This window comes from Isoptericola sp. GX10416, assembly GCF_056590155.1.
Map to the genome: position 1 here is coordinate 170,178 of NZ_JBWPVO010000003.1, position 24,214 is coordinate 194,391.

Below are 24,214 nucleotides of genomic sequence, written 5' to 3' on the forward strand. Positions count from 1 at the left end.
ACGAACACGACGAGGCCCCGCATCACGGATGATGCGGGGCCTCGTACGTCAGCGTCGAGAGCTGGGGATCAGCTCACGACGACGGCGAGGATGTCGCGCGCGGAGAGCACCAGGTACTCCTCGCCCGCGTACTTGACCTCGGTGCCGCCGTACTTGCTGTAGATGACCTTGTCGCCGACCTTCACGTCGACCGGGACGCGGTTGCCCTGGTCGTCGAAACGGCCGTCGCCGACCGCCAGGACCTCGCCCTCCTGGGGCTTCTCCTTGGCGGTGTCCGGGATGACCAGGCCGGAAGCGGTCGTGGTCTCGGCCTCGACGGCCTTGACGACGATCCGGTCCTCGAGCGGCTTGATGGGGACCGACACGTCGGACCTCCTTGTTCGCGATGACTAGCTGGACTGGGACGCACCCTGTCGCTGGCCGTCGTCGCGGGTGCCGGCTCAGCGTGAGCGCTGGGACCAAATCTAGGCAGCCGTTAGCACTCTGACAAGTCGAGTGCCAAGATTCCTCCCACGGCGCACCGGCGCACCGCCGCCCCCGCTCCTGAGACGATGACCCCATGGACGCGGCCTCCCTCACCAAGCTGCTCAGCCCCGAGGGCTGGGCGCTGCTCAACGCCCTGCCACCGTACGACGAGCACCAGGCGATGGTGCTGGCCACCCGGCTGCGCTCCGAGGGTGTCGACCCCGACCTCGCCGCTGCGGCCCTCACCCAGTCGCGGCTCCGCGCCCGCGCCCGCGGCAAGCTCGGGTCCTTCGCGGACGGCATGCTCCTCACCTCCGCCGGCCTCGAGCAGGCCACCCGCCTCCTCGTCGCTGCGCAGCACGCCCGCCGCTACCTCGCCGCGGGTGTCACCAAGGTCGCCGACCTCACCTGCGGCATCGGCGCGGACGCCCTCGCCTTCGCCGGCGTGGGCCTCGACGTCCTGGCCACCGACGTGGACGAGGTCACCGCCGCCCTGGCCACGGTCAACCTGCGCGCCTTCCCCGAGGCGACGGTCCGGCACGCCGACGGGCTCGGTCTCGACCTCGCCGGCGAGGGTGTCGACGGCGTGTACGCCGACCCCGCCCGCCGCACCCGGGGCGGGCGGCGCATCTTCGACCCCGCCGCCTACGCACCGCCGCTCGATGCCGTGTGGGCCCTGCGCGCCCAGGTGCCGGCGCTCGGCATCAAGGTCGGCCCCGGCATCCCGCACCACGGCCTCCCGGACGACGCCGAGACCCAGTGGGTCTCCGTCGACGGCGACGTCGTCGAGGCCGGGCTCTGGTTCGGCCCCCTCGCACCCGACGGTCCCGGCCGCTCGGCGCACGTCCTGCGCACCGGCACCGCAGCAGCGGCCGACGGCGGCACACCCGGCGCGACCGACGGTTCGGGCACGGTGGAACGCACCCTGCGCACCGGACCGCAGGACGCCGACCTGGTGCCCGACGTCGGGGCGGTCGGTGCCTACCTGTACGAGCCGGACGGCGCCGTCGTCCGCGCCGGGCTCGTCGCGCACGCGGCGGCCGAGCTCGGCGGCCGGCTCGTCGACCGCACCATCGCGTACGTCACCACCGATGCCCTCGGCCCCGCGCCGCCGTCGGGCACCGCTCCCCTCGCCACCGGCTACCGGGTGCTGGACGTCATGCCGTTCAACCTCAAGAAGCTCAAGGCGTACCTGCGCGAGCGCGGCGTCGGGCGGCTGACCGTCAAGAAGCGCGGCACCGCCGTCACCCCCGAGCAGCTCCGCTCGCAACTCGCGCTCAAGGGTGACGCGGCCGCCACCCTCGTCCTGACGCGCGTGGCCGGGCGCCAGCACGTGCTCGTCGTCGAGCCGCTCGCCACCGGTTGGTAGGACCCCGGCAGCCACCCCCGTGGCATGGAAGCATGGCCCCATGTCGCTGGACTTCGCGCCGTCCCGCCGCTCGAGCGTCGGCCTCGAGTGGGAGCTGGCGCTCGTCGACGCCGACTCCGGCAACCTGCGCCAGGTCGCGCCCGCCGTGATGGCGGCGCTCGGCCCCGACGAGCGGGCACGCTTCGTCAAGCCGGAGTTCCTGCGCAACACCCTCGAGGTCGTCTCGGACGTGTGCGACACGGTCGGGGCCGCCATCGTCGACCTGGAAGCCGGGATCGCCGCGATCCGGGACGTCGTCGAACCGATGCGGGTCGAGATCATGGGCGCCGGCACCCACCCGTTCGCGCACTGGTCGCAGCAGCAGGTCACCGACAAGCAGCGGTACGCCACCGTCGTCGACCGCACCCAGGTGTGGGGACGCCAGCAGGTCGTCTACGGCGTGCACGTGCACGTCGGGATCGAGGACCGCGCCAAGGTCCTGCCGATCGTGCGGTCACTGATGGTCTACGTCGCCCACCTGCAGGCGCTGTCGGCCTCGTCGCCCTACTGGGGCGCCGACGACACCGGGTACGCCTCCATGCGCGCGCTGATCTTCCAACAGCTGCCCACCGCCGGCCTGCCGTACCAGTTTTCCGAGTGGAGCCAGCTCGAGCAGTACGTGGACGACATGCTCAAGACCGGGGTCATCGACGACTTCACCGAGGTCCGCTGGGACGTGCGGCCCGCGCCCCACTTCGGCACCGTCGAGGTGCGGGTCTGCGACGGCACGTCCAACGTGCTCGAGCTGGCGGCGCTCGGGGCGCTCGTGCACTGCCTCGTCGAGCACTTCTCCACGCTGCTCGACGAGGGCCGGCCGCTGCCCGTCATGCCCCGCTGGTTCGTCCACGAGAACAAGTGGCGTGCCGCGCGGTACGGCATGGACGCGATCATCATCCTGGACGCCGACGGCAACGAAGAGCTGATCACCGACGCGCTGCCGCGGCTGCTCGACGAGCTCGCTCCGGTCGCCGCCCGGCTCGGCTGCTCCGCCGAGCTGGACGGCATCCACGAGATCCTGCGGGCGGGCGCCTCCTACCAGCGCCAGCGCGCCGTCGCCGCCGCGCACGGCGGCGGGCAGGCCGGGCTCGAGGCCGTGGTGCGGTCGCTGGTCGGCGAGCTGCGGGCGGGGCGACCGCTGCCCCTCGGCTGACGGCCGCCTGGGCGCTTGGAAATGCGCCGTCAGCAGATTCGGCCCCTTCATCGTGCGTGGATCCGTAGGGTCACTGAGATGAAGAGCTCAGGTGTTCCGGTGGAGCTGGTATTCGTTCATGGCGCTCTGGTCCGCGACGGGGAATGGTGGTGGCGGCGAGCAGCGGACCTGCTCCGGGAACGTACTGGGATCCAGAGCCGAGCCCTCGCGCTGCCGTCGTGCGCAGAGACCGCACCCGAGCAGGTCGCGGGCGGCCTCGTCGCCGACGCGGCGGCGCTGCGCCGTGAGCTCGACGACATGGACTCCGCGATCGTCGTCGGTCACTCCTACGGGGGCACCGTCATCGCCGAAGCCGGCCGGCACCCCGCGGTCTCGCACCTGCTCTACGTCTCGTCCTACCTGCCCGAGGTCGGGCAGTCGCAGGCCGCCATCATGAGCGGTGAGGACGACCCGGTGTCGATCGGCGACAACGGTGACGGCACGCTGAGCGTCTCCGGCTACGACGCTCCCTCGTTCGGAGCCCGGTTCCTGCAGGACGCGGACGACGCGACCCAGCGTCAGGCGTGGGAGCGGGTGGCCCCGCAGGCGGCCGGCGCGTTCGTGACGCCAACCAGTGCTGCCGGCTGGCGCGGAGTCGACTCGACGTACATCGTCTGCGGGAACGATCGCAGCACCTCGGTCGAGCTGCAACGCATCCACGCGGGTCGAGCGACGCGCTCCGTCGAGCTGCCGACCGGGCACCACCCGTTCGTCTCCCACCCCGACCTGGTGGTCGATCAGGTGCAGGCCTTGCTGGAGCAGGCACCCCACCCCTCGTGAAAGCCCGTGACCTGCGCGGGCGCATCACCACCCGGCGTCAGAGCCTCTGCTCGTGCCGGACGGGCCGCAGCCGCGCGGGCGCCGTCGTCGCCTCCGGGTACTCGCAGGTGAACGTCCCGTCGTAGCCGAAGAGGAACCCGAACAACCGGTTGCGGACCTCGAGGTCGATGCGGAAGACGCCGGCATCGTCGTCGTAGCTCTCGCGCAGCGTCGCCCGGCCGGAGAAGAGCATCGGGAAGCGGAAGCCGAGCGGACCCTCGTAGAAGCGCTGCGCGCCGGAGCGCAGGAGCAGCGACCCGTCCGGCTCGACCCGCAGGTCCAGGTCGACGGCGAGGTGCTGGTGCGTGCCGAGGTAGTCCACGATGACGCCCCGGCCGGGGTCCAGGACCATCGTCGCGTCGAAGCGGCTCGGGCGCCGCTTGCCCGGGACCCAGTACTCCCGGACGAACGTGACGGTCTCGCGACCGTGGGGGTCGCGGTAGGGGTAGTTCTCGACGGTGAAGGGCACCTCGTCGCCGACGTCCGCGACGAGGATGTTGCGCAGGCGGCCGATCTGCAGGAACGGCACCGTCCACCACGGACCGCGACGGATCCGGCGCATCACGCCCCGGCCCACGCAGGCGTACCCGCCGTCGGTCGACACCCCGAAGCGACGCCGGAGTTGGGGGTGCAGCCGGTCGAACTCCGTGCCCAGCGCGCGGCGGAAGATGCTCTCGGACGGCGTCTCGGTCACGGTGCCTCCAGGGTGTCGAGCGCGGCCGGGGCGTCGTGCATCGGGTCGCGGCCCGGGCGCCGGGTGACGCAGCGGGACGCCCGGGGCCGGTCCCGCCGCCAGAACGCCAGGACGGAGACGAGGGGCCACCGCTCGGGCGGCGTGCCCGTCTCGGCCCAGATCCGCAGGCGGTCGAAGCTCCACGCCGTCATCCACAGCACGACGGGGCGCAGCACCCGGTCCGCGGCGCGGCCGAAGCCCGGCGTGTAGTCGTAGCCGGTGACGAACCGGGTACCGCCGTCGACCGGGACGTACCGCCAGTAGCCGCGCCCGTCCCGCAGCGGCGAGGTGCGGTCGTCGGTGTCGAAGCGCAGCGCGGACGTGCAGGTGCCGTCCGGGCCTTGGCGTTCGCCCAGGGAGGTGCCGGTGCCGCGGATCGTGTGCGGGCCGACCGCCCGCTCGTAGCGGAACCGCGTGCCGCCGCCGGGCAGTTCGCCGACGGGGACGATCCGGCTGAACCGCAGGTCCCAGCGCACGTGCTGCTCCGGGTCCTGGGTCAGCTCCCAGAGCCGGTCCGTCGTCGTGCGGACGACGGTCTCCACGTACAGCGCGCGCACGCGCTCAGACCGTGATGGCGGTCAGCGGCATGGACGAGTCGACGCCGATGTCGAGGTCCGACGGCGCCACCCCGGCCCGCACGACGGCGGAGCCCAGCGCCGCGATCATCGCCCCGTTGTCGGTGCAGTAGCGGATCGGCGGGATGCGCAGGTCGATCCCGGCGGCCGCACACCGCTCCGCCGCCATCTCGCGCAGCTGGCTGTTCGCGGAGAAACCGCCGCCGATCACCAGGGTGTCCACGTCGTGCGCACGGCAGGCCGCGATCGTCTTGGCGGTGAGCACGTCGACGACGGCCGCCGCGAAGGAGGCCGCGACGTCGGCCACCGGCACCTCGCGCCCCTCGTCCTGGCAGGTCTCGACCCACCGGGCCACCGCCGTCTTGAGCCCGGAGAAGCTGAAGTCGTAGGCGTGCTTCGCCTGGTCCTTGCGTGCGGTGAGCCCGCGCGGGAACCGGATCGCCTCGGGGTCGCCCTCGCGGGCGAGCCGGTCGATGTGCGGGCCGCCCGGGTAGGGCAGGCCGAGCAGGCGGCCGACCTTGTCGAAGGCCTCCCCGGCCGCGTCGTCGAGCGTGGACCCGAGCTCGGTGACGTCGGTGGCGATGTCGTCGACGAGGAGCAGCGAGCTGTGTCCGCCGGAGACGACCAGCGCCATCGAGCGCCCGGTGAACGGGCCGTCGACGAGCTGGTTGACCGCGGCGTGGCCGATGACGTGGTTGACGCCGTACAACGGCTTGGCGAGTCCGATGGACAGCGCCTTGGCGGCGCTCGCGCCGATGGTCAGCGGGCCGACCAGGCCGGGGCCGGCGGTCACGGCGACGGCGTCGACCTCGGACAGGTCGACGTCGGCCTCGGCGAGCGCGCGGCGGATCGTCGGGACCATCGCCTCGAGGTGGGCGCGGCTGGCGACCTCCGGGATGATGCCGCCGTAGCGGGCGTGCTCGTCCATCGAGCTGGCGACGGCGTCGAACAGCAGCGTGTCCCCGCGCACCAGCGCGACCCCCGTCTCGTCGCAGGAGGTCTCGATCCCGAGCACCAGGGGCTCGCCACCGGTCTGGTCAGTCATGGCACCCATGATCGCATCGCGCGCGGGGCGGGCTCGGCGGGCTCGGGCCGGTCGGTCCAGCGACGTGTCGGACGTCACCGCCGCTCCAGGAATCATGCGAACACATGGAAGTGTTGGGCCGGGCATGACCGACACCGTTCTGGAGACCGCGCCGCTCGCCATCGACGAGGCCGCGGCAGACCTGCTCTTCCGCGACGCCCGCACCACCTCGCAGTGGACCGTCGCCGAGGTGCCCGACGCTCGGCTCGAGGCGGCCTGGGATCTCGCCAAGCTGGGCCCGACGGCGATGAACTCCCTGCCGCTGCGCCTGCTGGTGGTCCGCTCCGGTGAGGCCAAGCAGCGTCTGGTCACGCACATGGCCGACGGCAACAAGGCGAAGGTCGACGCGGCGCCCGTGTCCCTCGTCCTGGCCTCCGACCCCGCGTTCCACGAGCACCTCGACGAGCTCTTCCCCGTGTACCCCGGCATCCGCGAGCAGCTCGCGCCCGCCGTCGATGCCCGTGAGCAGATGGCCCGCACCAACGCCCTGATCCAGGCGGGCTACCTCATCGTCGCGCTGCGTTCCGTGGGCCTCGCGGCCGGCCCGATGAACGGCATGGACTTCGCCGGTGTCGACGCCGAGTTCTTCGCCGACTCCGGCTGGAAGTCGTTCATGGTGGTCAACGTCGGTGTGGCCGACGGCGAGGGGTCGCCGTACCCGCGGAACCCGCGCCTCGCCTTCGAGCAGGTCGCCGAGATCCTCTGACCCACCTCCCGTGCGTTGTGGGCGCGATTTCTGGGCGAAATTTCTACCTCAAAAGGGCATATCGGGCCAGAAATCGCGCCCACAACGCTCAGGGGTCGGTGGCGACGGGGCGGGCCGGGTCGTTCGACCACTGGGACCACGACCCGGGGTACAGCGCGGCGCTGACACCCACCGAGGCCAGCGCGGCGACCTCGTGCGCGGCCGTCACGCCGGACCCGCAGTAGACACCCACCGGCCGGTCCGCCGTCGCGCCCAGCGCCGCGAACCGCTCCGCCAGCTCGGACCCCGGCCGGAACGTCCCGTCGTCGGCCAGGTTCTCGACCGTGGGGGCCGAGACGGCTCCCGGGACGTGACCCGCACGCGGGTCCACCGGCTCGACCTCGCCGCGGAACCGCTCGCCCGCCCGCGCGTCGAGCAGCACACCGTCCGCCGCGAGCTCCGCGGCGTCGCCGGCGTCCAGCACGGGCATCCCGCCGGGGTGCACGACGACGTCGCCCCGCTCGCGCTCGACGGATCCCGCCTCGAGCGGGTGGCCGGCCCGCACCCAGGCCGCCAGCCCGCCGTCGAGGATCCGCACCCGCGGATGCCCGAACCAGCGCAGCAGCCACCAGGCACGCGCGGCAGACGTGCCGCCCACGGCGTCGTACACGACGACCCGCGAGCCCGTGCTGATCCCCCAGCTCCGCGCCGCCTCCTGGAAGGCGGTCGCCGACGGCAGCGGGTGGCGCCCCTCGGCGGCCGACGGCGGCGCCGCCAGGCCGGTCTCCAGGTCGACGAACACCGCGCCCGGCAGGTGGCCCGCCTCGTACTGCTCGCGGCCGTCGGCCCGCCCGAGCTCCCAGCGCACGTCGAGCAGGACGGGGGCACCCCCGGCCGGGTCCTCCAGACCGCCGAGCTGCAGGTCTGCGGCGAGCGTGGCGGCGTCCACCAGCACCTCGTGGCGGGGACCGCCCGCCCACTCGCTCACGCGGCGTCCCCGGGCGCCGTCGTGCCCGCCTCCGGCACGGCGAGGTCCATCCGCATCGTGTACGCGTCAGTGTTCTCGGGCTGGTAGTAGCGCTTGCGCACGCCGAGACGCTCGAACCCGAACTGCTCGTAGAGGGCGATCGCGTGGGCGTTGTCCACCGCGACCTCCAGGAACACCGCCCGCGCACGCAGCACGCGGGACCGGTCGACGAGGGCCTCCAGCAGCAGCCGGCCCACCCCCCGGCTCTGGTACTTCCGGGCGGTCCCCAGGGTCATCACCTGGGCCACCTCGCCGTCGAACCACAGGCCCGCGTACCCGACCACGGGTCTCCGCCCGACGCCGTACCGCTCGGCCGCGTCGGCGGGCTCGGCCACGACGTACCACCGGCCGAGGCCGGCCAGCTCGTCGGCGAGCATCCCGTAGGTCCACGCTCCCGCGCCGAAGAGCTCGCGCTCCAGCTCCAGCACGCGGTCGAAGTCGGCGCTCTCCAGGGGTCGCAGCCGCACCTCCAGCGGGTTCTCCGTCACGCCGCACCACCCTTGACGGGCAGCGCACGCTTGGCCCCGGCCGGCTCCTGCACGTCGGGGCGGCGCAGGTACAGCGGCTCGGTCGGCAGGTCCGCACCCGCGGCACGGCGGGCCAGCGCCACCCGCGCGAGCACCGTCGCGTCCGGGACCAGCGGGGCGTCGTCGTCGGGCGGCAGGTCCTCGGGGTAGAGCGCCGCGCCCTCGCCGACGACCGCCAGGTGAGCACCTGCCTCGGCCGGGGCGTCGAGCTGCGCCGCGGCCACCTCGGCCGCCTTCCGGACCTCCGGGCCGTGCAGCGTCTCCAGGACGGGGACCCCGTGCGGCCCCTCGTGCGCGACGACGCGGTAGCGCGCCCAGTAGGCCTCTTTGCGGCGGGCGTCGGTCGCGGCGAGGACCTCGTCCCCCGGCCGCAGGCCGAGGTCCGCCACGGCCTGCACCGCGAGGGCGTCGATGCTGGGCACGCCCAGGACGTCGATGCCGAGGCTGAGCGCCAGCGTGCGGGCGGTCACCAGACCGACGCGCAGGCCGGTGAAGGGAGCCGGCCCGGTGCCGCCGACGACGGCGGTCAGGTCGGTGCGCTCCAGGCCCGCCTCGGCCAGGACCTCGGCGATCAGTGGGGCGAGCGACTCGGCGTGCCGGCGGCGCTCCGTGGCGGTGCGCGCGGCGAGGCGAGCGCCGTCGTCGTCCACGAGTGCGACGGCCACGGCCGCGGAGGTGTCGAGAGCGAGAACTGCCACGGCCCCAGCCTACGGCGCACCCCCGCTACGTATTGCCGATGTCGGCAATACGGGTCGAGATCGGCGGTGCGGACTGCCGATCTGGCTACGGATTGCCGACGTCGGCAATACGGGCGAGGTCGACGTCCGCCCAGCGCGCGCCGACACCACGGAGCACCGCGTGCCGCGTGCCGGCCCCCGGGTCCGCGTCCGGGTCGGTGTCCAGATCGGCGCCGACCCCGCCCCGGGGCCGCGCGAGTTCGATCTCGAGCCGCTCGTCGGTGAGCGCCTCCGCCAGCCCGCGGCCCCACTCGACGACGGTCACCGACTCCTCGAGCGACGAGTCCAGGTCGAGCGCGTCGAGCTCGGACAGTCCGCCGAGGCGGTAGGCGTCCACGTGCACCAGGGCGGGGCCGGGGCCGCCGTCAGGCCCCGTCGACCCCGGCAGGGGCGGGTGCTCGCGCGCCACGATGAACGTGGGCGAGGCGACCTGCCCGCGCACGCCCAGTGCCGCGCCGAGCCCTTGGGTCAGCGTGGTCTTGCCCGCGCCGAGGTCACCGGTGAGGATCACCAGGTCCCCCGCGCGCAGCACGGCGGCCAGCGCCGCGCCGAGCGCGCGGGTGGTCGCGGCGTCCGGCAGGTCGGTCTCGGTCTGCACGACGGCGTCGCTCACTGGAGCACGTCTCCTTCTGACACGTACACCCGTGGCACGCGCGCGCCCAGGCGGGTGACGATCTCGTAGCTGATGGTGCCCGCGGCGTCCGCCCAGTCCTGCGCGTTGGGGACGTCGGCGTGCGCCACGCCGTCCGACGAGCCGAACAGCGTCACCACGTCCCCGGCGTGCTCGCCGGCTCCGGGGCCCAGGTCCAGCACGAACTGGTCCATGCACACACGCCCGGCCACCCGGAGCACGCGAGCGCCCGGCCCTTGCCCGACGGCGACGGGCCCGCCCGGCCCGGCGGACCCGCCCGAGGCATGCCGCGGCACGCCGTCGCCGTAGCCGACCGGCACGAGTCCGACGGTGGTGTCCTGCGACGTGGTGTACAGGTGTCCGTACGAGACGCCCTCCCCCGCGGCGACCTGCTTGACGTTCGCCAGCCGGGACCGGAACGTCATCGCCGGCCGGAGCCCGTAGTCGCCCGGCACGCCGAGCGCAGGGCTGGGTGCGAACCCGTACACGGAGATGCCCGTCCGCACCAGGTCGTAGTGCAGCTCGGGCAGGGTGATCGTCGCCGCCGAGTTGGCCAGGTGGCGCACCTCGGGCCGCAGGCCGGCCGCGCCGGTCACCTCCAGCGCCGCCTCGAACGCGGCGGCCTGCCGCGCGATCGAGGGGTGCCCCGGCTCGTCGGCGCACGCCAGGTGCGAGAAGACCCCGACGACGCGCAGCTCGCCAGAGGCCTCGAAGGCCGCCGCACGGCGCGCCACGTCGGGCAGGTCCCCGGCCGCCACGCCCCCGCGGGACAGGCCGGTGTCCACCTTGAGGTGCACGCGTGCCGGCACCCCGGCAGCACGCGCCCCGGCGACCACCTCGTCGAGCGCCCAGGGTGCCGCGACCGTGACGTCGACGTCGGCACGCACCAGATCAGCGAACGGCGCCCCCGGGGTCAGCAGCCACACGAGCACGCGCGCCTCGCCAGGGCCGACCGCCGCTCGGAGCGCCAGCGCTTCCGCGACCGTCGCCACTCCCAGCCAGGTCGCCCCTCCCGCGAGCGCCGCGCGGGCCGCGGGCACCAGGCCGTGCCCGTACCCGTCCGCCTTGACGACGGCCATGAGGTCCGACGACGGCGCGTGGCCGCGCAGGGCACGCACGTTGCCGCTGATCGCGTCGAGGTCGACGGTCGCCTGTGCCGGTGTGCCGTCGTCGAAGGCTGGGAGGTTCACGGTCAGCGATTCTCTCACTGCCCGCGCGTCGCGGCGTCGATGAGAAGGGTGGCGGCGGCGTCCGCGCGCGCTCGGTCGCCGGTGACGAAGACGTCGAGCGCGAGGCCTTTGAGGCCTGAGACGAGCAGGGTCGCGCGAGCGGCCGCGTCGCTGTGCCCGACGTCGAGCGCACGGGCCAGCGCGTCGGTGACTGGTTCGATCCAGCCGCGGTGCGCGGTGGCGGCGACGTGCGCGTACTTCGTGGGCTGGTGCAGGGCGAGGGCCATCGCCTCGAGCATGAGGCGCACCCGGGGCGCCTGCTGCCCGTCGCCGGTCATCTGGGCCCACAGGTGGTGCGCCAGCGCACCGGGGGTCAGGTCCGGGGAGGCAGCGAGCAGCCCGTCGACCGAGGGTTTGCCGCGGTCGAGCATCTGGGCGATCAGCTCGTCCTTGGTGCCGAAGTAGTGGACCAGCATGCGGTCGGAGGTGCCGATCGCCCGGGCGAGGGGCCGCAGCGACAGGGTGGCGAGCCCGTGGGTGGCGGCGTGGTCGAAGGCCGCAGCGAGGAGCTCGTCGCGGCGCGTCTCGTCACGAGGTCGGATCACGCTTGCCAATGTAGCAGTCGCTACGGTTATGATCCGGTCATGAATGAAGCAGTCGCTACAGAAACGGGGTCGGGCGCATGAACCGCACCGACCTCGGAGGCACCCGGGCGCTGATCACCGGAGGCACCAGCGGCTACGGCCGCGCCCTGGCCGACCGGCTCGCCGCCCGCGGGGCGCGCGTCATGGTCGTCGGCCGGGACCCTGGCCGGCTCGACGCCGCACGGCGCGCCGGGCACACCGCAGTCCGGGCCGACCTGACCGTCCCGGACGACCGGCACGCCGCCGTCGCCCAGGCGTGCGACCAGCTCGGCGGTCTGGACCTGCTCGTACAGAGCGCCGCGGTGCAGACCGAGGTCGACCTGATCACCTACGCACCGCGCACCACCGTCCAGAAGCTCCAGGACGAGGTCGTCGCCGACCTCGTCGCGCCGATCGCCTTCACGGTCGAAGCGCTGCCCCTGCTGCGGCACGGCAGCCCGGCCCGCGTCGCGTTCGTCACGAGCACGCTCGGGTTCGCCCCCAAGCGCAGCGCCCCGGCGTACTGCGCGGCGAAGGCCGGCCTCGTCGCCTTCGCGCTCTCGTTGCGCCGCCAGCTGCACCACGAGGCGCCCACCGTGCGGTCGACGATCATCACGCTGCCCCTGGTCGACACGCCGATGACGGCCGGCCGCGCCCAGGGGGCGATGTCCTCCGCCGACGCCGCCCGCGGGACGGTCCGCGCCCTGGAACGCGGCCGCGACGACATCGACATCGGCATCGCCGGACCGTTCCGCCTCCTGCACCGGATGGCCCCGGGTGCGGCCGGGCGGATCACCCGGGACGCGTGACCCGCCGTCGGTCCGGACGCCCGTCCGGGGGCCACCCGGCGAGCGAGCGCCGCGAGACGAGCTCGCGGCGCTCGCCGGTGAGGGGGTCGTCGAACGTCAGCGACCGCGCCAGGAGCTGCAGGGGACGCGCCGGGTCGTCGGGCGCGTCCGCGCGCAGCACGGGCCAGAACGGGTCGTGCAGCAGCGGCAGGCCGAGCGAGGCCATGTGCAGCCGGAGCTGGTGGGTCCTGCCGGTGTGCGGCTCGAGCCGGTACAGCCCGAGCCCGCGCTCGTCGTCGCGGGCGACCAGGTCGATCCAGGACTCGGCGTTCGGCTCGCCGGGCACCTCCTCGGCCCGCACCACCCCGCGGCGCTTGACGATGCGCGACCGCACCGTCCGCGGGAAGCCGGTACCGCCGTCGTCGCCGGTGGTTGCGGCCGGCGGCAGCGGCGCGACGGCCTCGTAGACCTTGGCCACGCGGCGCTCCTGGAAGACGAGCTGGTAGGGGCCGCGTACCTCCGGACGAAGGGTGAGCACGAGCACACCGGCCGTGGGCCGGTCGAGGCGGTGCGCGGGCACGAGGTCGGGCAGGTCGAGCGTGCGGCGCAGGTGGGTCAGCACCGTCCGGGTGACCCAGCGGCCGCGCGGCATCGTCGCCACGAGGTGCGGCTTGTCCACCACGAGCAGGTTCTCGTCGCGGTGCAGCACCTCGATGTCGGCCAGGCCGGGCACCTCCGGCTCCACCGACGGCGGGTCGCGGTACAGGTAGAGGAAGCCGCGCGGCACGTAGGGCGTGCTCGCGGTGACGGCCGTGCCGTCGCCCGTGACGACCTCGCCGGCCGCGACCTTCTCGCGCAGGCGGACGGCGTCGTCGGGAAACCTGGCGAGGAGGTAGCCGAGCGCCGTGCGGTGGCGCGCGGTCGTGGCGGCGTCGTGCGGCAGGACCAGGCGCGTCGGGTTGAGCCCGTCCCGCACCGGCAGCGGCGGGACGTGCCGGCGAGGTCCGGGTCGCGGCGGCGGGGAGGCCGGCCGGGACGAGGGCGCGTGAGACATGTGGTCATTCTCGCGCGCGGGCGGCCCGGGCCTGGTGACGCCGGCGCCGGCAGGCGAGGATGGGCGCATGAGCCTCTACGACATCCCCTTCGATCGCATGGACGGCACGTCTGCCACCCTCGCGGAGCACCGCGACGAGGTGGTCATGGTGGTCAACGTCGCCTCGCGCTGCGGCCTGACGCCCCAGTACGACACGTTGGAGGCCCTGCAGCGCAAGTACGCGGACCGCGGTTTCACCGTGGTCGGGTTCCCGAGCAACCAGTTCCTCCAGGAGCTGTCCACGGACGAGAAGATCGCGGAGTTCTGCTCCACGACGTACGGCGTGACCTTCCCGGTGGTCTCGAAGGTCAAGGTCAACGGCAAGAACGCCCACCCGCTGTACGCGGAGCTGACCAGGACGCCGGACGCGGGCGGGCACGACGGACGCATCCGGTGGAACTTCGAGAAGTTCCTCGTGCTGCCCGGCGGCGAGGTGCGGCGCTACTCCCCCACGACGGTCCCCGACGACCCGGCGATCATCGAGGCGATCGAGACCCACCTGCCGCGGTAGCACCGCGTTCACCACCCGCTGACGTCGGCTGCCAGGAGCACCCCGGCCCCGCCGGCGAAGGTGACGCCGTGGAAGGCCGCCGCCCGAGCGACCTCCCGGAACCCCCAGCGCTCGTGCAGGGCGACAGAGGCCGCGTTACGGGCGTTGACCACGTAGAACGCCCGGTCCGCTCGCTCGGCGATCCAGGCGATCCGCGCCTCGGTGAGCGCCGTCGCGACCCGGCGCCGCCGCCAGGACGGGACCACCGTCACCCCGCCGAGGTAGTGCCCGGCGGGTGCTTCGCCGTCGGACCGCGGGTGCAGGTGGGTCTTGGCCCACCCGGCGATCTCGCCATCCGTCGCGCCGTCCGCCACCGCGACGACCACGTACCGGCGGCTGTCGAGGATCGCCGCACGGATCCCGTCGAGGAGCAGCGCCTGCCCCGCCCCGTCCTGGACCCGTTCGACCGCCGCGAGATCGTCCACGGTGGCGGCACGGACCGTCACCGCGGCCGGCGTCCCGTGCCGGCGCGGCGCGAACTCTGCGAAGGCTCCCATGGCGAGGCCACCGTAACGCTACGCCTGCGCGACCAGCTCCGCGACGGTGGCCGGCAGCGCCTCGGCGACGTCGAGCGCCGCGACGGGGCCGCCCGGGTTCGCCCGCCGGGCCGCGTGCCCGTGCACGAGTGCGGCGGCGGCCGCGATATCGGCCGCGAGCGCCGGCCGCTCGACCACGTCGGCCGAGCGCGCCGCGAGCATCGCGCCCAGCAACCCGGCCAGGACGTCCCCGGCGCCGGCCGTGGACAGCCACGCGGGCGCGTCGGCCTGGGCGAAGGCACCGCCCGGCCCGACGACGACGGTCACGCCGCCCTTGAGCAGCACCGTCGCGCCGGTGAGCTCGTGCGCCCGGCGCGCCCATCGCAGCGGTGCCGCCTCGACGTCGCGCCGGTCGGCGCGCTCCCCGTGCCGCTGCAGCAGCGTCGCCAGCTCGCCCGCGTGCGGCGTCAGCACGAACCACGGGGGGCACGGGGGCTCCAGCAGGTCCATCCCGCCGGCGTCGACCACGGCGGGCACGGCCCCGTGCGCCCCGGTGTCTCCGCGGGCCTCGGCGAGCCCGCCACGGCTCCGGTCGCGCTGCCCCTCGTCGTCCGTCGGCAGGCCGGGACCCACCACCCACGACTGCACCCGCCCGTGCGCGACCACGACCTCGGGGCGCACCGCCAGCACGGCGTGGCCCACGGCCTCGGGCCCGCGGTAGCGCACCATCCCGGCGCCCGCGCGCACCGCCGCCGACGCCGCGAGCACGGCGGCGCCCGGGTAGGTCGGCGTCCCGGCGACCAGGCCGACGACGCCGCGGGTGTACTTGTGGTCCGCCGGCCCGGGCACCGGCCACGCTCCGCCGACGTCGCGGGCGTCGAGCTGACGCAGTGCCGGAGCGCTCTGCGTCCCCTCGAAGGTCAGGCCGATGTCGACGACGGTGAGCTCTCCGACCGTCCGGGCCGCGGGCGGCAGCAGCAGGCCGGGCTTCGCAGCCCCGAAGGTGACCGTGCGACCGGCCGGGAGCACCGGGCCGTCGACCGTGCCGTCGTCGGCCCCGATGCCCGACGGGAGGTCGACGGCGACGATCCACGGTGCCGGTGCGCCGCCCAGGGCGTCGGTGACCGCGGTGACGAGATCCGCGGCCGCTCCACGGAGCGCCCCGCGGGCGCCGATCCCGACCAGGCCGTCGAGCACGACGTCGCCGCTCACCGCGCCGGCGGCCACGGCAGCGGTCCGGGACGGGTCGGCGAACAGCTCGACGACGTGACCCCCTGCCGAGCGCAGGGCGACCAGGCCCCCCGCGTGCGTCCGCTCGGAGACCAGCACCGCCGTGACCCCCACGCCCCGGCGGGCCAGCACGGCACCGGCGTGCAACGCGTCGCCCCCGTTGTTCCCGGCCCCCACGAGCAGCGCGACCCGAGCGCCACGCGCGTGCCGCCGTCGGGCGCGCAGGTCGGCCAGCACCTGCATCGCGAGCGCGAAGGCGGCCCGCTCCATGAGCGGCACCCCGGCCTCCAGCAGGGGCGCCTCAGCGGCGCGGACGTCTGCCGTGCTCCATGCCTCGATCATGGTTCGAACATACGCGGCACGGCCGGACCGCATAGGCTCGGGGCCATGCGATTCGGACTCTTCATCCCGCAAGGCTGGCGCATGTCCCTCACCGACATCCCGCCCGCGCAGCACTGGGAGACGATGCTCTCCCTGCTTCACTACGCGGACAACGCGGCCGCTGGTGAGGCCGTGCCGGGCGGCGAGTTCGCGTGGGAGTCGGTGTGGGTCTACGACCACTTCCACACCGTCCCCGTGCCGAGCGACGAGGCGACGCACGAGGCGTGGTCGCTCATGGCCGCGTTCGCCGCGGCGTCCCAGCGCGTGCGTCTCGGCCAGATGTGCACCTGCATGGCCTACCGCAACCCGGCGTACCTGGCGAAGGTCGCGTCCACCGTGGACACCATCTCGGGCGGGCGCACCGAGATGGGGATCGGCGCGGGCTGGTACGAGCACGAGTGGCGCGCCTACGGCTACGGGTTCCCCCGCGCCGGCGACCGGTTGCGCGCCCTGGACGAGGGCGTGCAGATCATGGAGCGCATGTGGCGCACCGGCTCCTCGGGCACGTTCGAGGGCCAGCACTTCCAGGCCGACGGCGCGCTGTGCTACCCGCAGCCCTTGCAGCAGCTGCCCGTGGGCACCTCGAACGGCTCAGGCGGGGCCGACCTTGTCCCTTCCATCCCCCTGTGGATCGCCGGTGGCGGGGAGAAGAAGACGCTGCGCATCGCCGCCCAGCACGCGCAGTACACGAACTTCTCCGGCACACCCGAGGAGTTCCAGCACAAGTCGCAGGTCCTGGAGCAGCACTGCCGCGACGTCGGCCGGAACTTCGCCGAGATCACCCGCTCGGCGAACTACAACGTGGTCATCGGCGAGAACCAGGCCGAGATCGACGACAAGCTCGCCTGGATCGACGCCCACTTCGCCAAGTACGCCCCGGGCGAGCCGGGGCACCGCGAGAGCTCGCTGTGGCGCCACGGGCTCATGGTCGGCACCCCGGAGCAGATCGTGGAGAAACTCACGGAGATGAAGGCGCTGGGCATGTCCTACGCGATCACGTACTTCGCGAACGCGGCGGGCGACCGGGACCAGATCGAGCTGTTCCAGCGCCAGGTCATCCCCGCGCTGCAGGACTGACGCGTCCGGCACTCCCCGCCGCGCACCCCGGGTGCCGTTTTGCCGACGTCGGTAGTCCGTGTCGAGATCGGTCGTCCGCACTGCCGATCTCGACACGGACTACCGACGTCGGCAAAAGGGACGGCTCCGGTCAGCCCTCGGCGACCACCATGGCCGACGAGATGCCCGCGTCGTGCGAGATCGACAGGTGCCAGTGCCGCACGCCCAGCTCGTCGGCCCGCGCCTGCACCGTGCCCCGCAGCTCGACCTCCGGAGGCCCGCCGACGACGCGGTGCACCGTGGCGTCGTGCCACTGCAGGGTGCCGGGCGCGCCCAGCGCCTTGGCGATCGCCTCCTTCGCGGCGAACCGCGCCGCCAGGGACGACGCCGGAAGGTCCCGCTCCGCCTCGGTGAAGAGCTTCTCGCGCAGGCGCGGCGTGCGCTCCAGCGTCGCCATGAACCGTGCGACGTCGACGACGTCGATCCCCACCCCGATGATCATCGGCGCACCCCGTCCTCGTCCTGGGGCTCCACGAGGTGGCGGAACCGGAACCACTTGCGCTCGAGCTCGGACTCGAGATCGACGTCGAACCTCCGGGCGACCAGCAACAGCTGCGCGAGGACGTCAGCGAGCTCGGCCCGGAACGCCCCGCAGACATCCGTGCCGTCGCCACGGTCGCGGGAGCGGCCCGACGCCGCCAGATAGGCCTGGGTCAGCTCGCCGACCTCCTCGTGCAGCTTGAGCACGAGCCAGTCGTCCGTGCGTGGCACACCGAACCGGCGCTCGTAGACCCGCGAGATGATCTCGACCTCGTCGGCCAGGCCGGCCAACGTCGTCGGACCGGACGCCGGTCCGTCCTGCTCGTCATCCATGAGGTCGATCATGCCCTCTCGACGTGGCACGATGCCTCCTTCGTCGGCCTCCACCCTCCGCGACGCCTCCGGGTCACTCGATTCCTGGTCGAGTGCCCCTGCAGCTCAGCTCCAGGCGGATGCCTCCTTCGTCGGCCTCCACCCTCCGCGACGCCTCCGGGTCACTCGACGGTGACGGACTTGGCCAGGTTGCGCGGCTGGTCGACGTCGAGCCCCTTGGCGGTCGCGAGCGCCATCGCGAAGATCTGCAGCGGGACGACGGCGAGCAGCGGCTGCAGCAGCGTCGGGGCCTTCGGGATCCAGAAGACCTCGTCGGCGTACTTGCGCACCTCGTCGTCGCCGTCCTCCGCGATGACGAGCGTGCGGGCGCCGCGCGCCCGGATCTCCTGGATGTTGGAGACCACCTTGGAGTGCAGCTGGTCGCGGCCCCGCGGCGACGGGACGACGACGAAGACGGGCTGGCCCGCGTCGATGAGCGCGATGGGACCGTGCTTGAGCTCTCCGGCGGCGAACCCCTCGGCATGGATGTACGCGAGTTCCTTGAGCTTCAGCGCACCCTCCATCGCCACCGGGTAGCCGACGTGGCGACCGAGGAACAGCACCTTGTCCGCGTCGGCCATGGACCGCGCCGTCGCCCGCACGTACTCGCCGCGCTCGATGACGGTCTGCACCTTGCGGGACATGTCCCGCAGCTCGTCGAAGGTGGCGGCGATCTCGTCGGGGAACTTGTTCCCGCGCAGCTGGGCCAGGTACAGGCCGAGCACGTAGGCCGCCGTGATCTGTGCGAGGAAGGCCTTGGTGGAGGCGACGGCGATCTCGGGCCCGGCGTGCGTGTAGAGCACCGCGTCCGACTCGCGCGGGATCGTCGAGCCGTTGGTGTTGACGACGGCGATCACCTTGGCACCCTGCTCACGGGCGTGGCGCACCGCCATCAGCGTGTCCATCGTCTCGCCGGACTGCGAGATCGCGACGACGAGGGTCCCGGCGTCCACGATCGGGTCGCGGTAGCGGAACTCGTGCGCCAGCTCGACCTCCACCGGGATCCGGCACCAGTGCTCGATGGCGTACTTCGCCACGTGCCCGGCATAGGCGGCCGTGCCGCAGGCCACGACGATGATCTTGTCGACGGCGCGCAGCAGGGACTCGTCGATCCGCAGGTCGTCCAGGACGATCCGCCCGGCGGAGTCGGTCCGGCCCAGGAGCGTGTCGGCCACCGCGTGCGGCTGGTCGTGGATCTCCTTGTCCATGAAGGACTCGAAGCCGCCCTTCTCGGCGGCGGCGGCGTCCCAGTCCACGGTGAACCGCTTGCCCTCGGCCGGCGCACCGTCGAAGTCGGTCACCTGGACCGCCGTCGGCGTGATGGTCACGACCTGGTCCTGGCCGAGCTCCAGGGCCTCCTTGGTCTGCGCGACGAACGCCGCGACGTCGGACCCGAGGAAGTTCTCCCCCTCCCCGAGGCCGACCACCAGCGGCGAGTCGTGCCGCGCGCCGACGACGGTGTCGGGCACGTCGGCGTGCACGGCCAGCAGCGTGAACGTGCCGCGCAGGCGGCGGGCGGTGGCGGCCATCGCGGCGGTCAGGTCGCCGGCGGCGCGGTACTCGCGAGCCAGGAGCTGCGCGGCGACCTCGGTGTCCGTCTGCGAGAGGAAGGTCGCACCCTCGGCGGAGAGGAGCTCGTGCAGCTCGGCGAAGTTCTCGATGATGCCGTTGTGGATGACGGCGAGCTTCCCGCCGTCGGCCAGGTGCGGGTGGGCGTTGCCGTCGGTCGGCCCGCCGTGCGTCGCCCACCGGGTGTGCCCGACGGCGGCGGTGGCGGCGGGGAGCGGACGTTCGGCGAGCTCTGCCAGGAGGTTGGCCAGCTTGCCGGCCTTCTTGGCCGAGACGACGGTCTGCGAGCCCGGTCCGACGAGCGCCACGCCCGCGGAGTCGTACCCGCGGTACTCGAGGCGCCGCAGGCCTTCGAGCACCACCTCCAGCGGGCGGTCCGACGCCCCGTCCTCGACGGTCGAGGCCTGCCCTGCGAGAGTTTCCGCGGGCCCGAGCCCCGCGTATCCGACGATGCCACACATGCGCGGGAGTCTACCCAGTGCATCGGGTCCGCCCGTGCACGGCCCACCGCGTTTGCGTCGCCGGTGGGTGCCTCGGGCAGAATCGACCAGTGACCTCCTCGTCCGCGACGTCCCCTGCCGGCAACGGTGATCCGACGTCGCTCCCTCCGCTGTCGGAGCATCTTCCCCGGCTGGCGCCGGCCTCCCCCTACGTCGACTTCGACCGGGCGGCATGGAGCGGGCTGTCGGAACAGACGCCGCTGCCCCTGACCGACGAGGACGTGGCGCGCCTGCGGGGCCTCGGCGACCCCATCGACCTCGCGGAGGTCGACGCCGTCTACCGCCCGTTGTCGCGCCTGCTCAACCTGTACGTCACCGCGACGGCCGGCCTGCACCGCGCCACGTCGACGTTCCTCGGCGAGGAGCCGCCCCGCACGCCGTACGTCATCGGTGTCGCCGGGTCGGTCGCGGTCGGCAAGTCGACGACGGCGCGTGTGCTGCGGGAGATGATGGCCCGTTGGCCGGAGACCCCGAACGTCGAGCTCATCACCACCGACGGGTTCCTCTACCCCAACGCCGAGCTGGAGCGACGGGGCCTGCTCGACCGCAAGGGGTTCCCCGAGTCGTACGACCGCCGCGCCCTCATCCGCTTCCTGTCGCGCGTCAAGGCCGGCCACGCGGAGGTGTACGCCCCGGTGTACTCGCACGTGGTCTACGACATCGTCCCGGGCGAGGAGGCCGTGGTGCACCGCCCGGACGTCCTCATCGTCGAGGGCCTCAACGTGCTCCAGCCGGCGCGCTCCCTCTCGGCGACGGAGCCGACGGTGGCGGTGAGCGACTTCTTCGACTTCTCGATCTACGTCGACGCCCGGACCCGGAACATCCGCCAGTGGTACGTGGACCGGTTCCTCAAGCTGCGCCGGACGGCGTTCAGCCGCCCGGAGTCCTACTTCCGCCGCTACGCCGACCTGTCCGACGCCGAGGCCACCGAGCGCGCGCTGAGCATCTGGGAGTCGATCAACGCCCCGAACCTCGAGCAGAACGTGCTGCCCACCCGCGGCCGGGCCACGCTCGTGATGACCAAGGGGTCGGACCACTCGGTCCAGCGGGTGCGGCTACGCAAGCTCTGAGGGCTCCTCGACAAGCGCTGAGGGCTCCTCGGCGCCGGGTACCGCCACCGGGACCTGGCTGCGCATCTCCTCCAGGACCTCCTCGCGCGGGGTGAACGCCTGCACCACGCGGTCGACGACCAGCCCCAGCAACCCGCCGCCGACGACACCCACCGCCATCGCCAGCAGCGGGTCGTGGCCCAGCACCTCGGCCGCCGCGAACCCGATCAGCGTCGAGTAGCCCGCCCACAGCACCGCAGCGACGCCGGAGAACGTCATGAAGCGCCGTTGCGGGTAGCCGAGCGCTCCGGCTGTCATGTTGACCGCCACCCGGCCCACCGGGATGTAGCGGGCGGCGATGATGAAGACGGCGCCGCGGCGGGCCAGCGCCCGGCGCGCCCAGGACACCGTCTTGCGCCCCCGCGCGCTACGCATCGCGAGGAGCCGTTCGGTGCCGTAGCGCCGCCCGAAGAGATAGGCGACCTGGTCACCCAGCCACGCTCCGACGGCCGCGACAGGGATGATGAGCCACAGCCACGGCACCCCGGTGGCCTGGGCGGAGATCACGAGGGTGACGAGCACGGACTCGCTGGGGACAGGCGGGAAGAACCCGTCGATGAAGGCCGACGCGAACATGGCGGGATAGATCCAGACGGACGCGGCGATCTCGAGGATCCAGGCCTCCACCTGGTCCAGCAGCATGGTCATTCCCGGCACGAGGCCCCTCGTTCGTCAGCCGGCCTGGCCGGCGGCGGCGTCAGCACCATCCGGTGCGACGGACACCAGCGTAGGGCTCGTCCGAGGCGCGGGACATCAGGGATGTCCCCCGTTCGGGCCTGAGCGACGAACGTTCACGCGGGTTTCACAGCATCTGTCCAGCCCCTGGCCGCGACGCGTCAGGAGAGGGTGAAACCGAGGGCCGCGGCGGCCGCCGCCGGGTGCGGCGAGGCGGACCAGAACCGCGCGAGGTTGGCGTTCGACGTCAGCGACCGGGTCTGCGCACGGTCGAGGTAGAGCTCGCCGCGCAGGTGGTCCGTCTCGTGCTGGACGATCCGCGCCGGCCAGCCGACGAGCACCTCGTCGAGGTCGGCGCCGGTCTCGTCCTGGCCGGTGAGGCGGACCCGGCGGGGCCGCGCGACGACGGCCTGCCAGCCGTCCACGGACAGGCAGCCCTCGTAGAAGGCGACGCGAGAGCCCGCAGGGTCGTCGTCGGCCATCGCCTCGTAGCGGGGGTTGACGAGCACGCGGTACGGCAGCGGCGTGCGCTCCCGCTCGTCCCCGGGTATCCCGGCGTCCTCGCAGACGGCCAGGGCCAGGCCGATGCCGACCTGGGGTGCGGCGAGGCCGACGCCGGGCGCCGCGCGCATGGTGCGCCGCATCGCCTCCAGCAGTCGCGGGAGCTGGTCGCCGAGCTGCCCGACGTACGGCGCCGCGGGCGACCGGAGCACCGGGTCCCCGGCCTGGACGATCGGGAGCACGCCGGGCGCATCCTCGCGGCCGAACGCGACGTCGAGCAGGTCCGCGACGGCGTCCGCCAGGGCTGGCACGACCTCGCCCGACCAGACGCTCACAGGCTGAGGCGTTCCCGCACGACGGCGGCGAGCGTCTCCGCGACGCCGTCGGCCTGCGTCTGGGTCGCAGCCTCCACCATGACCCGCACGACAGGTTCCGTGCCGGAGGGACGCAGCAGGACGCGGCCCGTCTCACCCAGGAGGGCCTCGGCGTTCTCGACGGCGACCCGCAGGTCCTCGTCCGCGTCGGTCCGCGCCTTGTCGACGCCCTTGACGTTGACGAGCGTCTGCGGCAGCCGCGGGATCTCGGTCGCGAGGTCCGCCAGCCGCTTGCCGGTCGCCTTGATCCGTGCGGCCAGGTGCAGCGCCGTCAGGACGCCGTCGCCCGTCGTCGCATGCTCGGCGAGGATGATGTGGCCGGACTGCTCGCCACCGAGCCCGTACCCGTGGGCCCGCATCTCCTCGAGGACGTAGCGGTCGCCGACGCCGGTCTGGACGGTCCGCACCCCGGCGTCCCGCATCGCCAGCAGCAGCCCGAGATTGCTCATGACGGTGACGACGAGCGTCTCCCCGGGCAGCCGGCCCTCGTCCTTCAGCGCCTTGGCGAGGATGCCGAGGATCTGGTCGCCGTCCACGAGGACGCCGCCGTGGTCGACGGCGAGGCAGCGGTCCGCGTCCCCGTCGAACGCCACCCCGAAGTCCGCCTCGGCGGCCACGACGACCGCCTGCAGCTGCTCGGGGTGGGTCGAGCCCGCCTTCTCGTTGATGTTGCGCCCGTCGGGGCTCGCGTTGATGACGACGACGTCGGCACCTGCGGCACGCAGCGCGTCCGGCCCGACCTGGCTGGCGGCGCCGTTGGCGGCGTCCACCGCGATCCGCAGACCTTCGAGCGGCCGACGGTCCGGCGAGGTACCGATGCTGGCGGTCAGGTGCTCGACGTACTGCTCGGCCGCGATGCCGGTGTCGACGCGCATCCGCCCGACGTCGGCGCCGATCGGGCGCTCCCACCCGTTGCCGAGCACCGCCTCGATCTCGTCCTCGACACTGTCGTCGAGCTTCAGACCACCACGCGCGAAGAACTTGATCCCGTTGTCCGGCATCGCGTTGTGCGAGGCGGAGACCATCACGCCGAGGTCGGCGTGCATCGCGCTGACGAGGTAGGCGAGCGCGGGCGTCGGCACCACGCCGAGGTCGACCACGTCGACGCCGGAGGCCGCCAGCCCTGCTGAGACCGCGGCGGACAGGAACTCGCCGGAAGCCCGCGGGTCACGCCCGACGACCGCCTTGGGCCGGTGACCCGGCATGGTGCGGGATCCCAGCACGTGGGCTGCGGCGCTGCCGAGATCGAGCGCGAGCTCGACCGTCACGTCGCGGTTGGCCAGGCCACGGACACCGTCGGTGCCGAAGAGTCGTGCCATCAGTTGTGG

Annotated in this window: 27 protein-coding genes; 8 read left to right on the forward strand and 19 right to left on the reverse strand. The window is 73.5% G+C overall.

Features of this window, described 5'->3' with window-relative positions; genetic code table 11:
- Window positions 1–68: 68 nt before the first annotated feature.
- Window positions 69–365: a co-chaperone GroES gene (gene groES / locus ACWAT2_RS06525; protein ID WP_106267193.1), complete on the reverse strand. Its 297-nt coding sequence runs from the start codon at window positions 363–365 to the stop codon at window positions 69–71.
- Between the two features lie 194 nt (window positions 366–559).
- Here groES and ACWAT2_RS06530 point away from each other — a divergent pair, with 194 nt between their 5' ends.
- From ACWAT2_RS06530 to ACWAT2_RS06540, 3 genes are all read left to right on the forward strand, one after another.
- On the forward strand, window positions 560–1,834 hold the full coding sequence (locus ACWAT2_RS06530) for a class I SAM-dependent methyltransferase (protein WP_402372379.1): 1,275 nt from the start codon (window positions 560–562) through the stop codon (window positions 1,832–1,834).
- A 40-nt stretch (window positions 1,835–1,874) separates the two neighbouring features.
- The gene (locus ACWAT2_RS06535; RefSeq protein WP_402372382.1) at window positions 1,875–3,023 is read left to right on the forward strand and encodes a glutamate--cysteine ligase; all 1,149 of its coding nucleotides are present in this window, start codon (window positions 1,875–1,877) and stop codon (window positions 3,021–3,023) included.
- 99 nt (window positions 3,024–3,122) lie between these two features.
- Window positions 3,123–3,842: an alpha/beta hydrolase gene (locus tag ACWAT2_RS06540; protein ID WP_402372384.1), complete on the forward strand. Its 720-nt coding sequence runs from the start codon at window positions 3,123–3,125 to the stop codon at window positions 3,840–3,842.
- Window positions 3,843–3,879: 37 nt separating this feature from the next.
- On the opposite strand, the gene ACWAT2_RS06545 is transcribed toward ACWAT2_RS06540, so the two are convergent.
- The 3 genes from ACWAT2_RS06545 to tsaD are packed head-to-tail and all read right to left on the reverse strand — an operon-like array spanning window position 3,880 to window position 6,234.
- The gene (locus tag ACWAT2_RS06545; RefSeq protein ID WP_402372386.1) at window positions 3,880–4,575 is read right to left on the reverse strand and encodes a DUF4166 domain-containing protein; all 696 of its coding nucleotides are present in this window, start codon (window positions 4,573–4,575) and stop codon (window positions 3,880–3,882) included.
- Window positions 4,572–5,171, reverse strand: coding sequence for an SRPBCC family protein (locus ACWAT2_RS06550; RefSeq protein ID WP_402372388.1), 600 nt, complete (start codon window positions 5,169–5,171; stop codon window positions 4,572–4,574). The genes ACWAT2_RS06545 and ACWAT2_RS06550 overlap by 4 nt, the downstream gene beginning before the upstream one ends.
- Before the next feature lie 4 nt (window positions 5,172–5,175).
- Window positions 5,176–6,234, reverse strand: a complete 1,059-nt coding sequence (gene tsaD / locus ACWAT2_RS06555; RefSeq protein WP_402372391.1) for a tRNA (adenosine(37)-N6)-threonylcarbamoyltransferase complex transferase subunit TsaD — start codon at window positions 6,232–6,234, stop codon at window positions 5,176–5,178.
- A 124-nt stretch (window positions 6,235–6,358) separates the two neighbouring features.
- On the opposite strand from tsaD, the gene ACWAT2_RS06560 reads away from it, so the two are divergent.
- Complete coding sequence (locus ACWAT2_RS06560) at window positions 6,359–6,979, forward strand: malonic semialdehyde reductase (RefSeq protein ID WP_402372394.1); 621 nt, start codon at window positions 6,359–6,361, stop codon at window positions 6,977–6,979.
- An 88-nt stretch (window positions 6,980–7,067) separates the two neighbouring features.
- Here ACWAT2_RS06560 and ACWAT2_RS06565 read toward each other — a convergent pair whose 3' ends face one another.
- The 6 genes from ACWAT2_RS06565 to ACWAT2_RS06590 all read right to left on the reverse strand — a co-directional run bounded on the left by ACWAT2_RS06565 (window position 7,068) and on the right by ACWAT2_RS06590 (window position 11,654).
- Window positions 7,068–7,946, reverse strand: a complete 879-nt coding sequence (locus tag ACWAT2_RS06565; protein WP_402372396.1) for a sulfurtransferase — start codon at window positions 7,944–7,946, stop codon at window positions 7,068–7,070.
- A complete protein-coding gene (rimI, locus tag ACWAT2_RS06570; RefSeq protein WP_402372398.1) occupies window positions 7,943–8,473 on the reverse strand; it encodes a ribosomal protein S18-alanine N-acetyltransferase in 531 nt (176 codons plus the stop codon). Before rimI ends, ACWAT2_RS06565 begins: the two co-directional genes overlap by 4 nt.
- The gene (tsaB, locus tag ACWAT2_RS06575) at window positions 8,470–9,210 is read right to left on the reverse strand and encodes a tRNA (adenosine(37)-N6)-threonylcarbamoyltransferase complex dimerization subunit type 1 TsaB (protein ID WP_402372401.1); all 741 of its coding nucleotides are present in this window, start codon (window positions 9,208–9,210) and stop codon (window positions 8,470–8,472) included. Before tsaB ends, rimI begins: the two co-directional genes overlap by 4 nt.
- A gap of 85 nt (window positions 9,211–9,295) precedes the next feature.
- Complete coding sequence (gene tsaE / locus ACWAT2_RS06580) at window positions 9,296–9,862, reverse strand: tRNA (adenosine(37)-N6)-threonylcarbamoyltransferase complex ATPase subunit type 1 TsaE (protein ID WP_402372402.1); 567 nt, start codon at window positions 9,860–9,862, stop codon at window positions 9,296–9,298.
- Complete coding sequence (gene alr / locus ACWAT2_RS06585; protein ID WP_402372404.1) at window positions 9,859–11,070, reverse strand: alanine racemase; 1,212 nt, start codon at window positions 11,068–11,070, stop codon at window positions 9,859–9,861. Before alr ends, tsaE begins: the two co-directional genes overlap by 4 nt.
- 14 nt (window positions 11,071–11,084) lie before the next feature.
- Window positions 11,085–11,654 (reverse strand): TetR/AcrR family transcriptional regulator, encoded by a 570-nt coding sequence (locus tag ACWAT2_RS06590; RefSeq protein WP_402372406.1) that lies wholly within the window; start codon window positions 11,652–11,654, stop codon window positions 11,085–11,087.
- A gap of 77 nt (window positions 11,655–11,731) precedes the next feature.
- On the opposite strand from ACWAT2_RS06590, the gene ACWAT2_RS06595 reads away from it, so the two are divergent.
- Window positions 11,732–12,481: an SDR family NAD(P)-dependent oxidoreductase gene (locus ACWAT2_RS06595; RefSeq protein ID WP_402372409.1), complete on the forward strand. Its 750-nt coding sequence runs from the start codon at window positions 11,732–11,734 to the stop codon at window positions 12,479–12,481.
- Here the strand turns inward: ACWAT2_RS06595 and ACWAT2_RS06600 are convergent.
- Entirely contained in the window at window positions 12,465–13,514 is a 1,050-nt protein-coding gene (locus tag ACWAT2_RS06600) for a pseudouridine synthase (protein ID WP_402372411.1), read from the reverse strand. The genes ACWAT2_RS06595 and ACWAT2_RS06600 overlap by 17 nt on opposite strands.
- Window positions 13,515–13,581: 67 nt before the next feature.
- Between ACWAT2_RS06600 and ACWAT2_RS06605 the strand changes: the two genes are divergently transcribed.
- Window positions 13,582–14,064: a glutathione peroxidase gene (locus ACWAT2_RS06605; RefSeq protein WP_402372413.1), complete on the forward strand. Its 483-nt coding sequence runs from the start codon at window positions 13,582–13,584 to the stop codon at window positions 14,062–14,064.
- Window positions 14,065–14,072: 8 nt separating this feature from the next.
- Here ACWAT2_RS06605 and ACWAT2_RS06610 read toward each other — a convergent pair whose 3' ends face one another.
- Window positions 14,073–14,600, reverse strand: a complete 528-nt coding sequence (locus tag ACWAT2_RS06610; RefSeq protein WP_402372415.1) for a GNAT family N-acetyltransferase — start codon at window positions 14,598–14,600, stop codon at window positions 14,073–14,075.
- 18 nt (window positions 14,601–14,618) lie between these two features.
- Entirely contained in the window at window positions 14,619–16,151 is a 1,533-nt protein-coding gene (locus ACWAT2_RS06615) for an NAD(P)H-hydrate epimerase (RefSeq protein WP_402372417.1), read from the reverse strand.
- Between the two features lie 45 nt (window positions 16,152–16,196).
- Between ACWAT2_RS06615 and ACWAT2_RS06620 the strand changes: the two genes are divergently transcribed.
- Window positions 16,197–17,267 (forward strand): LLM class F420-dependent oxidoreductase, encoded by a 1,071-nt coding sequence (locus ACWAT2_RS06620; protein WP_402372420.1) that lies wholly within the window; start codon window positions 16,197–16,199, stop codon window positions 17,265–17,267.
- 130 nt (window positions 17,268–17,397) lie between these two features.
- Here ACWAT2_RS06620 and ACWAT2_RS06625 read toward each other — a convergent pair whose 3' ends face one another.
- The 3 genes from ACWAT2_RS06625 to glmS form a co-directional block, all read right to left on the reverse strand.
- Entirely contained in the window at window positions 17,398–17,748 is a 351-nt protein-coding gene (locus ACWAT2_RS06625) for a holo-ACP synthase (RefSeq protein ID WP_402372423.1), read from the reverse strand.
- On the reverse strand, window positions 17,745–18,149 hold the full coding sequence (locus ACWAT2_RS06630) for a nucleoside triphosphate pyrophosphohydrolase family protein (RefSeq protein WP_402372425.1): 405 nt from the start codon (window positions 18,147–18,149) through the stop codon (window positions 17,745–17,747). The genes ACWAT2_RS06625 and ACWAT2_RS06630 overlap by 4 nt, the downstream gene beginning before the upstream one ends.
- Before the next feature lie 131 nt (window positions 18,150–18,280).
- Entirely contained in the window at window positions 18,281–20,188 is a 1,908-nt protein-coding gene (gene glmS / locus ACWAT2_RS06635) for a glutamine--fructose-6-phosphate transaminase (isomerizing) (protein ID WP_402372427.1), read from the reverse strand.
- A 149-nt stretch (window positions 20,189–20,337) separates the two neighbouring features.
- Here glmS and coaA point away from each other — a divergent pair, with 149 nt between their 5' ends.
- On the forward strand, window positions 20,338–21,297 hold the full coding sequence (gene coaA / locus ACWAT2_RS06640) for a type I pantothenate kinase (RefSeq protein ID WP_402372930.1): 960 nt from the start codon (window positions 20,338–20,340) through the stop codon (window positions 21,295–21,297).
- Here coaA and ACWAT2_RS06645 read toward each other — a convergent pair.
- The 3 genes from ACWAT2_RS06645 to glmM all read right to left on the reverse strand — a co-directional run bounded on the left by ACWAT2_RS06645 (window position 21,283) and on the right by glmM (window position 24,205).
- Window positions 21,283–21,984, reverse strand: coding sequence for a DedA family protein (locus tag ACWAT2_RS06645; protein WP_402372932.1), 702 nt, complete (start codon window positions 21,982–21,984; stop codon window positions 21,283–21,285). The genes coaA and ACWAT2_RS06645 overlap by 15 nt on opposite strands.
- A 188-nt stretch (window positions 21,985–22,172) precedes the next feature.
- The gene (locus tag ACWAT2_RS06650; protein ID WP_402372429.1) at window positions 22,173–22,847 is read right to left on the reverse strand and encodes a peptide deformylase; all 675 of its coding nucleotides are present in this window, start codon (window positions 22,845–22,847) and stop codon (window positions 22,173–22,175) included.
- Window positions 22,844–24,205: a phosphoglucosamine mutase gene (gene glmM / locus ACWAT2_RS06655; RefSeq protein ID WP_402372431.1), complete on the reverse strand. Its 1,362-nt coding sequence runs from the start codon at window positions 24,203–24,205 to the stop codon at window positions 22,844–22,846. Before glmM ends, ACWAT2_RS06650 begins: the two co-directional genes overlap by 4 nt.
- Window positions 24,206–24,214: the final 9 nt, after the last annotated feature.